10 protein-coding genes are annotated in these 8,202 nt (G+C 65.0%); 3 read left to right on the top strand and 7 right to left on the bottom strand.

The features are described 5' to 3' along the window. Positions 1-7 precede the first annotated feature (7 nt). The 6 genes from ACO2Q5_RS21780 to ACO2Q5_RS21805 are packed head-to-tail and all read right to left on the bottom strand — an operon-like array spanning position 8 to position 6,090. Positions 8-868: a phage BR0599 family protein gene (locus ACO2Q5_RS21780; RefSeq protein WP_423294974.1), complete on the bottom strand. Its 861-nt coding sequence runs from the start codon at positions 866-868 to the stop codon at positions 8-10. Then, complete coding sequence (locus tag ACO2Q5_RS21785; RefSeq protein ID WP_423294976.1) at positions 865-2,013, bottom strand: hypothetical protein; 1,149 nt, start codon at positions 2,011-2,013, stop codon at positions 865-867. Before ACO2Q5_RS21785 ends, ACO2Q5_RS21780 begins: the two co-directional genes overlap by 4 nt. Then, on the bottom strand, positions 2,006-4,483 hold the full coding sequence (locus tag ACO2Q5_RS21790; protein ID WP_423294978.1) for a phage tail tape measure protein: 2,478 nt from the start codon (positions 4,481-4,483) through the stop codon (positions 2,006-2,008). The genes ACO2Q5_RS21785 and ACO2Q5_RS21790 overlap by 8 nt, the downstream gene beginning before the upstream one ends. Continuing rightward, entirely contained in the window at positions 4,476-4,655 is a 180-nt protein-coding gene (locus ACO2Q5_RS21795; RefSeq protein ID WP_423294980.1) for a DUF7697 family protein, read from the bottom strand. Before ACO2Q5_RS21795 ends, ACO2Q5_RS21790 begins: the two co-directional genes overlap by 8 nt. A gap of 50 nt (positions 4,656-4,705) precedes the next feature. Then, on the bottom strand, positions 4,706-5,143 hold the full coding sequence (locus ACO2Q5_RS21800) for a hypothetical protein (RefSeq protein WP_423294982.1): 438 nt from the start codon (positions 5,141-5,143) through the stop codon (positions 4,706-4,708). Between the two features lie 2 nt (positions 5,144-5,145). Continuing rightward, entirely contained in the window at positions 5,146-6,090 is a 945-nt protein-coding gene (locus tag ACO2Q5_RS21805; RefSeq protein ID WP_423294984.1) for a phage tail tube protein, read from the bottom strand. Positions 6,091-6,167: 77 nt separating this feature from the next. On the opposite strand from ACO2Q5_RS21805, the gene ACO2Q5_RS21810 reads away from it, so the two are divergent. After that, on the top strand, positions 6,168-6,578 hold the full coding sequence (locus tag ACO2Q5_RS21810) for a thermonuclease family protein (RefSeq protein WP_423294986.1): 411 nt from the start codon (positions 6,168-6,170) through the stop codon (positions 6,576-6,578). 45 nt (positions 6,579-6,623) lie between these two features. Further along, the gene (locus tag ACO2Q5_RS21815; protein ID WP_423294997.1) at positions 6,624-6,824 is read left to right on the top strand and encodes a hypothetical protein; all 201 of its coding nucleotides are present in this window, start codon (positions 6,624-6,626) and stop codon (positions 6,822-6,824) included. Between the two features lie 59 nt (positions 6,825-6,883). On the opposite strand, the gene ACO2Q5_RS21820 is transcribed toward ACO2Q5_RS21815, so the two are convergent. After that, positions 6,884-7,306, bottom strand: coding sequence for an acyl-CoA transferase (locus ACO2Q5_RS21820; protein WP_423294988.1), 423 nt, complete (start codon positions 7,304-7,306; stop codon positions 6,884-6,886). Between the two features lie 113 nt (positions 7,307-7,419). Between ACO2Q5_RS21820 and ACO2Q5_RS21825 the strand changes: the two genes are divergently transcribed. Further along, positions 7,420-8,043, top strand: a complete 624-nt coding sequence (locus tag ACO2Q5_RS21825; protein ID WP_423294990.1) for a hypothetical protein — start codon at positions 7,420-7,422, stop codon at positions 8,041-8,043. The last annotated feature ends 159 nt before the right edge of the window (positions 8,044-8,202 follow it).

The following is an 8,202-nucleotide window of genomic DNA, read 5'->3' on the forward strand; positions in this document are numbered from 1 at the left end:
TGGATGCTCAGACGATGGAACTTCCGCCGAACGGGTTGCGGCCTGGGATCTCGGGGAAACCGCCGAAGCTCGGGAGGTTGCCGAACTTGGCCGCGCAGGTTGCCGCGCGCAGGTCGCAACCGGGGGCGATATCGGCGACGATGGGGAGCGGATCGCCGGTCTCGGGGTCGACCTCGGGTGCGGCCAGCGCCGCTGCAACCTCCGGCAATGGCCGCGACAGCGTCAGGGTCGTTCCGATATGGCCGGTGATGAACCCAAGCTGCGCCCCAAACCTCAGCACCCCGCCACGGAACCAGCCATCCGGCTGTCCTGCGGCCTCCGGAATTGTCAGGGCATTGCCCGACGCGGCTGTCACCGTGCCGGTCTGCCAGTGGAACCCTATGTCGAGCCCGCAACCACGGCCATAGAGCGCGTGGCGGCAAAGGCGCTGGTACTTCGCTCTGACCCCGGCCCGACGCAGGGTGCTGAAGACGGATTCGCAGTTTAGCAGGATCCGCACGCCCTCGACCTCGGCACCCACAATCCGCCCCTTCCAGTGCGCGACGGTCTCCCCCAGCACCTGCTCATGGCCGCGGAAGATGGTCAGCGTCACGGGCGTGTTGCCCAAGGGCGCGAGGAACCGGCGCGCAAAAGGGTGCGACATCGGCCAGGTCAGTTCCAGCCGCCCGCGTTCGATCTCGCTCGTTTGCACCACATCGCCATGGGAAATGGCGGCTGCTTCCCAGTTGATCGTCTCGCCCTCGCTGGCGGCACTGGTCCAGTCCGTGGCCCGGCTGGTGAAGCGCCAGACCTGATCGCCTTCGACGAACTGGTAAAGATAGTAGGGGCGGCCCTCGGCGGTCGAGGACTCGATGGTGGCGTAGGTCATTCCGGAACCTCCACGACCGGCAGGGTCACTTCACTGGCCGCGGCGCCGTTCCGGATCTCCACGCGATCCGCATCCGACCGCACCAGTGTCAGGAAATGTACCTTCGTCCCAATGGCCACCGGCTCGCCGAGGCTCGAGGACAGTGTCAGCCGATGATCCGCGCCTTCCGCCACAGCAGCGTTGATCGTCCGGAACCGGAAGTCGCTTGGCATCTCGAGCAGGATGGCGCGACCGACATAGGCCGCCAGTTCCGCAACGGGCGCCACGCGCATCAGCGTGGAACCGGAGGTCATGGCCGCACGCAACTGCAGTTCGCGACCCCAGGTCGGCAACCAGAAGCTGGTTTGCCTGCCGCGCAGCGACCACAGCCAGCAGCGCAAGGCCCAACGTTCCGCCGCGCCCTGCGCCTTTAGGTTGATCGCCTCCCCCCTCTCAAACAGATCGCGCAGCGGTTCCGCCACGACCGGCCCGAAGCCGTTGTCGACGTATTCGACGGCACGGCGCAGGCTGGCGGTGATCGGCGAACGGGTCAGGCTCGGGTCGGTCTGGACCGGGCGGCCGAGGTAGCTGGGCAGAACCGGTGCGGTAAGATCCGGAGCATCGCGCAGCAGGAAGGTCGCGGTGACCATGCCGTCATTCTGGCGACGACGCGCGATCTCGACGGGGGCAGACAGAACGCCCGCTCGCACCGGCGCAACGGTGATGCGCGCCGCTGCCACAATGGCCCCCGGCAGCTGCGCGCCCGGCGGTTCCACCAGGATTACCCGATCCGCCTCGATGCTGGTGATCTCCGCCAAGGAAGCCTCGGCTCCATCCACCGCGATGGCAACAGCGTCCCCCACCCGGAAATCCGCCACTGTGGTGTCGACAGCGATCTCTGTTGCTCCCTGAGCAACATCCGCCGTCGGCTGCACCGCCATGTGCCACAGCGGCACCTGCCAATCCCTGGCGAACCCCGTCCGCGCTAGTTCTGACGCCCTTGCTATGCCCAGCGCGTCGCATCGATGCTGGAAGGTAACGATTTCTCGCGGGGTGGACCGGAGAGCGATGCGCTGTTCGCCCGCTTGGGACTGCAGCACATCGGTGCGCCATTCCAGAACCTCGGTGATCTCCTGCGCGGCCGGAAAGGGCCAGAGTTCAGGCATTGATGGCGCCCCGGTTGCGGCGGATGACGTTCAGGATGGCCCGCTCGCCCGAGGGCGTGGCAAGATAGTCCCCGACGACAGACGGGTCGAGCACGTTGATGATGCGCGTCGACATCGATGATGCAGCAGCCGCGCTATCGCCATTCATCTCGACGCCAAGCCTGCCGCCCTTGCCACGACGCAGGGGAAGGATGGCCTCTGGCCCTGCCTCGCCCATGAGGCCCACGCCTTTGGCGAAGGGAAACACCGTCGGCCGGTTCACCACACCACCCCGCGCGAAGGCGGTCAGTTCCGCGCCACCGGCAAAGACCCCACCCTTGGCAAAACCGAAGAGGCTGGCGAGGATCCCGCCGCCGCCGCCGGCACCTCCACCAGTGAAGGCGTTGATCAGCGCGTTCTCGATTGGCTTGAAGGCCAGATCGATCAGCCGGGTGGCGAGGTTCTGCGCGATCCGAGAAATCGCTCCGGAGAAGGTCTCCCAAGTAAACTCGCCCGAGGTCAGGGCCTCCTTGATCGGGCCAGTGATGTCCTGCGCGAGGCCTTGGGCGATCTCGCGCGACTTCTCCTGCGCCTTGCGCACCGCCTCGGCTGTGGCCTCCCAGGCATTCTTGGCAACGTCGGCCCCTTCCCGCAGCGCGTTGCCTGCGCCGCGCCCGGAACTGCCAGCGGCTTCCGCAGCCTCGCCCGCCCCCTGCAGGGCGGTGCCAAGACCTGTTGCCGCCGTGCGCGCGTCCTCGAGCCCAGCTGCAGCCTCGGTGCCCGAAGCCGAAACCGCATCCCGCAGGGCGGCCACGGATTGCAGAGGAGCGGTGGCGGCTGTCGCGACCTCGCCCATCATGTCGCGCAAACGTGCAGCCTCGCCCCGCGCCGCCTCGGCTGCAGCGGTCAGGCCCAGATCGGGCGGCGCGATGGGATCGCTGCTGAAGGCCGCCTCGAAAGCCGCTCGTGCTTCTGCCCCGGCATTGGCCGCAGCCCCCTCAAACGGGTTCTCGATCCCGCCAAGCTCGATGGTGCCGATCAGCGGCACCCGTTTCTCGATGCCCAGCACATCGAGACCGGCATTGATGCCTTCCAGGAATCCGTCGATCCGGGCCGCCACGCCGTTCAGCATGGCCTCGACCCCGCCGATCAGCGCGTTGGCCGCACCGTAGGCGAACTCGCCAATGGTGGCAGGCAGGGCCGACCAGAGCACCTTCACCGCCTCCATCGCCCCCTGAAACGTATTCAGCGTTGCGTTGCCGAAGCTCACGACCGCCTCGAGCCCGGTCTGCAAGGCGGCAGTGATGCCCGCGCTGATCTCTGCCCAGCCCGCCATGATCGAGAGGCCCAGTGCCACCATGCCAAGCTTCATTCGATCCCAGACCTCGCGGGCCACCTCGCCCAGAAGGCCCAGCGCGGCGCCAACGCTGCCGGTGCCTTGCACCAGCCGCCCGAACTGTAAAATCAACTCGCCCACGCCGACGATCAGCGCCCCGATGCCGGTGCGGATCAGCGCGCCGCGCAGGACGACGAGCGCCGTTGCGAGCCCCCGGACAGAAAGTGCTGCGGCAGCCAACCCCGCGACCCAGCGCCCGGCCATGACGCCCACAAAGGCCGCGGCATAGGAGGCCATGCGCCCCAGGTTCTCGCCCAGCACATCGAGTGCCGTCCGAAGCGCGCCGCCTTCGGAGGCCAGCGCCACGAAAGCCTCGGCAAGCCAGGTGACGGCAGGCGCCACAGCGACGGCGATCTGGTTGCGGATCCCGTCAAAGACCATGCCGAGACTGCCCAGCGCGATCTGGGTCTGGCGCAGCGAGGACAGCGCCTCACCATCAAGGATCGCGCCAACCGAGCGGGCCTGATCGCCAAAGCGGGTCATCTCGGCCCCGCCATCACGCAAAAGCGGCAGAAGGCGTGTAGCGTCCGAGGCCATGGCCTCGAGATAGAAAGTCATCTCCTGCTGGCTGAGGCCCGCCTTCTCGAGTGACGTCACATAGAGCTGCAGGGCTTCCGGCCCCGAGAGGCGTGCGAACTCTTCGGCCGTGACGCCCACGCGCGGGGCGATCTGTTCGAAGAAATCCTTCATCGGCCCGCCGCCGGTCTGCAGGAAATCCCCGACCCGGTCGTTCACGTCCTTGAGGATATCGGCCAGCTTTTCCTGCTCGACCCCGACCGTGCGTGCCCCCGCCGCCCAGCGCTGGAAGCTCTCGGGTGTGGCATTGGCGACTTGCGCGAACTGCCGGATCTGGTCGGCGCTCTGAGCCGCATTGCGCACGATGATGCCAAGCCCGGCCGTAGCAGCAGAGGCGGCCGCAGCCATGGCGATCCCGGCGCGCCGGGCAAAGGCGGCAAGCCGGGTGTTCGCTGCCTCCATCTCGCGTGACAGGCGACCGAAGCCGCGTGTCCCGGCCTCGCCGATCCCTTCCAGTTCGGCGCGAACTTGGCGACCGCCGACAGCCGCGAGGCGGACAGAGACCCTTTTCTCAGCCATCGCGGCGACCTTCTCTCTCTTCGTTCAACTTGCGCACCATCACGGCCTCGATCACCGGCAGCAGCTCGACGACGGCACGCGGGGAAATGCTCATGGCGGAGGCCATGGCTAGTGCTGCCGTCATGTCCCAGCCGAGGACAGCGCCGGGGATAGCCCGGATCTGGCCACCCATGCGCTGCGCCAGATCCCAGACCTGCCAGCCCTCACGGCTCAGGGGGGCGTTCAGGATTTGCGGGCAGTCCGGGCAGCGCCCTTCACAGGCCTGGCAGTAGCCGTCGCCCCCACCGAAGACCCAGTCGGCGAGGGCGGTGAGACGTTTTTTTCCGCCTCGAGCTCCAGACCCTTGGCGACATAGGCCGTCTGGAACTTCTCGAAGATTGGCCAGAGATCGAGAAGCGCGTCGATGGCGTCAGAGCTGACCGGGATCGGGGTGCCATCAGTATCACCCACACCGTCCCAATCGACGATGGCGCGAGCAGCAATGGCCTTGGCGAAGATGACCGCGATGCTGTCATCCGGCGTGCCGGGGGCGATGGCGCGGACGGCCGGGTCGGTGCGGGCCGCGACCATGATGGCCGTGGTCAGGGGTTCGACCTTCACGCGCACGCCCAGCGCAAGGTCGAGCCAGCAGGCTTCACGGGCTAGGTTCAGGCGCAGCATGATCAGTATTCCTCGATGTCGTTGACGAGCGTGGCGGTGCACATCCGCCCCAAGTTGGCATCCCGCGCGGCCTGCCAGTCGAAGGTGGCCTGGATGCCCTGCGGGCCCGGGATCTCGATCCGGGGGCGCGGGAGGTAGACGGCGTGTGCGGTGAAAGTGAAGCTCTCACCGGAGGGCAGGACATAGGCGAATGTGAGGGCGCAGGGATCGCCTGCGATTGCCTGGTTCACCAGGACCTCGTCGGCGAAGCGCACCTCGATCTTTCCGGTTAGCGCGGCGATGGACGGGTCTGCCCCGTCGATTCGACCGTCCGAGCGGATCGTCTCCACCCGGTCGAGGTTGTTGGCATAGGTGATCTCGGCCGAGATGATGTTGCCAAGCGGCTGGCCGTTGCGCGTGATCGCCCCGTTGAAATGGCCGAAGCGCTGGAGCTCAAGGTCGGCCAGTGTGCCTGCGGCGGTGGTGCTGGCGATGGACTCGCCCTGTGCCACGAGGCTTGCCGTAGCTGTCAGCAGCCCAGAGCGCTGCATCTGCCAGCTGAGGCTGTCGAGGACGCAGCCGGAATACATGGCATAGCGCGGCACCTCGGGCATGCCGGTCTCGATGGACATCGACGGCAAGGACCAGGCGCCGGAGCGGAACTCATGCGTGAAAGGGCCCGGTGAAGCGCCGGTCGTGACTGACATCCCGAACGCCGCCTTCAGCCAGAAGCCGAAGGCCGCGGCATCGATCGGGACGACCACGTTGCCATCGGCCGTGACCGCATCCTTGATCGGCGCGAGCGGATCGCGACCGTAGCCCAGCAGTTCGCTGTTGAGGAGCGGCTGTTCCGACCCCAGCGTGGTGCTGGCGAACGGCATCTTCGTAAAGCCGCCCGTGGGCGGGGTGCCGTAACTGGTCTCGAACGCAAGCGCCATCTGCGCCCGCGCGCCTTGCGCACGTGCCATCTTTTTTTCATCCTTTCAGGTTGTTGACTGCGGATTCAAGGGTTGCCCTCGGTCCTCGCCAAAGGCATCGTCCGCAGATGATCTACCGCTTCATTCTCATGTTTTTCGTCGCCGTTGCCGGGCCTGTCGTTCTATCCGACCGCTCGGTCGCCGTCGCCGAGCAGGCGTCGGTTCTCGAGTCCCGTGTCAGCAAAGTGCTCGATGGTGATACGTTCACCCTCAAAGGTCAGTCGCGCAGGATCCGGGTCTGGGGGCTTGATGCGCCCGAATGGGATCACGCAGGCGGTTCAGCGGCCACGGCGACAATGCGTGGGCTGATTGCAGGCCAGACCCTGCGGTGCCAGGTGCGCGACATGGATCGCTATGGCCGTTTCGTCGCCCAGTGCTTCTTGCCGGATGGCCGGGACATCGCCGCCGAGATGATCCGCTCCGGCGCCGCCCGCGAGTATTGTCGGTATTCCGGAGGGTATTATGGAACCTGCCGGTGACTTCCGGGTCGACTTCCAGCACCCCATAGCTGGGTTCGCGGCGTGATGGAGGGTATCTTCGCCCTGCTCTTCGGCCTCGCAGCCCTTTGGTTCACGCTGTGGCTGTTCATCCTTTTGCCCGCCCGGATGGCAGAAGCGCGCGGACGAAGTGCCATCGCTTGGGTGCTTCTGAGCCTCATCTTCTCGCCGTTCTTCTCGATCTTCTTTCTGTGGCTCCTCGGCGATGCCGGGAACCGAAGAGCCTGACGGACTTCGGTCGACGCTCTGTGGAACTCGGTCGACATGGGCATCCGGCGATTCACACCTCAGGCCAGCGGCCCGGTCGTGGTGTAGTGCAGGACGACGGTGATCACCGCTGCCTTCAGCGCCGCGGCGCCCTCGACGGGGAGATCAATCGAGGCCGGGGCCTCCGGTTCGACCCAGTCGCAGAGGCCCCCGAGCGTGCGGTCAGCCTCCACCGCCGAACCTATGGCGGCGATCAGGTCATCGAAGGCGCTGGCCCGACCGGTGCCAGCCTGGACGACGACCTCCAGTTCGGCCCGATGCTGGTAGTGGTATCGTAGCGGCGACAGCGTCACCTCCGGCTCGCCGGGCTGGCCATCGCGCAGGATGATCAGTCCGGCCGCGGGGATCCGCTCCGGCAGGACCTCGTCACGCAGGGTGAGGGCGGCAAGCGGCTGCAGCCGCGCGTGCAGCGCGGCGAGGACGGTTTCGCGGGTGGTGGGCATGATCTTGCGTCGCTTCGCGGAAAGCTTAAGAATTGATGGCGAGAGGTTCGATCAGAGATAGTGGCTACCGTTATCTTTGACTGAAATTGCAAATCTGTAAGTAGGTTCGAAGCATGCTTGAAGAACTTGCCCAATCCTTCAATATGGCTGATCTAGTCGTCTCAATTGCAGAGGGGCTCGCAGGGAACTTCGTTTCTGCCGGTCTAATTGCCCCAATAATCGCGCTGTTTGTGGTAAAATGGCGTCGGGCACGGTGGCGTAAGTTTCGAGGATACCTGGCGAGCCTTGTCGAAAAGAACCATATCGATCTTTGTGCAGATCTTGAGAAAACGCAACGATATATGCAGAAGCTCTCCAGATTTGACCCACAGGAAGTTGCGGAAATTGACGATGTTGAATTCCGCCAGCATAGAGATTTGCTCGCAGATTCGCTTCGGCGAATGGAGGAAATTGGGTCAAACTTCCACTTTGCGATGGAGCCTCATATGCTTGAGGCGTGGGCCGACTATCATGCTGAGGCATGGCAGTTGCTTCGTGAACCAAACGATTTGATGTGGCGCAATGCAGAAGGTGTTGTTGCTGGAGTGAAGCGTGGATACGACGGCTTTGTGCAGAATCCATCGATGTTCGAAGATGTGTTTTCGGGCCCAATGCTGCGCGCAGCTGAGAAGATTTCCAAAATTGACACAAAAAGACTGTCGGATCGGAAAGATGCTTTCGTCTCTGTTTTGAATTAGGAAAATTGAGATTGTGCGACATTCTATAGGATGGGCGTTGTTGCGTTAATCGGATGGAGGCCAAGGTGACCCTTTCCCGCTCTGCGTTCAGCGAACGGCTGTGATCTCGGCGGTGCCGAGGGCGTTGTATCTGTTCATGATGGCGATGCGGATCTGGAT

It is taken from the genome of Neotabrizicola sp. VNH66, from assembly GCF_049445895.1.
GTDB lineage: Bacteria > Pseudomonadota > Alphaproteobacteria > Rhodobacterales > Rhodobacteraceae > Pseudogemmobacter.

Coding starts and splice junctions, on each gene's coding strand:
- ACO2Q5_RS21780 (WP_423294974.1), bottom strand. CDS start 868: ATGACCTACGCCACCATCGAGTCCTCGACCGCCGAGGGCCGCCCCTAC.
- ACO2Q5_RS21785 (WP_423294976.1), bottom strand. CDS start 2,013: ATGCCTGAACTCTGGCCCTTTCCGGCCGCGCAGGAGATCACCGAGGTT.
- ACO2Q5_RS21790 (WP_423294978.1), bottom strand. CDS start 4,483: ATGGCTGAGAAAAGGGTCTCTGTCCGCCTCGCGGCTGTCGGCGGTCGC.
- ACO2Q5_RS21795 (WP_423294980.1), bottom strand. CDS start 4,655: ATGGGTGGCCAGATCCGGGCTATCCCCGGCGCTGTCCTCGGCTGGGAC.
- ACO2Q5_RS21800 (WP_423294982.1), bottom strand. CDS start 5,143: ATGCTGCGCCTGAACCTAGCCCGTGAAGCCTGCTGGCTCGACCTTGCG.
- ACO2Q5_RS21805 (WP_423294984.1), bottom strand. CDS start 6,090: ATGGCACGTGCGCAAGGCGCGCGGGCGCAGATGGCGCTTGCGTTCGAG.
- ACO2Q5_RS21810 (WP_423294986.1), top strand. CDS start 6,168: ATGATCTACCGCTTCATTCTCATGTTTTTCGTCGCCGTTGCCGGGCCT.
- ACO2Q5_RS21815 (WP_423294997.1), top strand. CDS start 6,624: ATGGAGGGTATCTTCGCCCTGCTCTTCGGCCTCGCAGCCCTTTGGTTC.
- ACO2Q5_RS21820 (WP_423294988.1), bottom strand. CDS start 7,306: ATGCCCACCACCCGCGAAACCGTCCTCGCCGCGCTGCACGCGCGGCTG.
- ACO2Q5_RS21825 (WP_423294990.1), top strand. CDS start 7,420: ATGCTTGAAGAACTTGCCCAATCCTTCAATATGGCTGATCTAGTCGTC.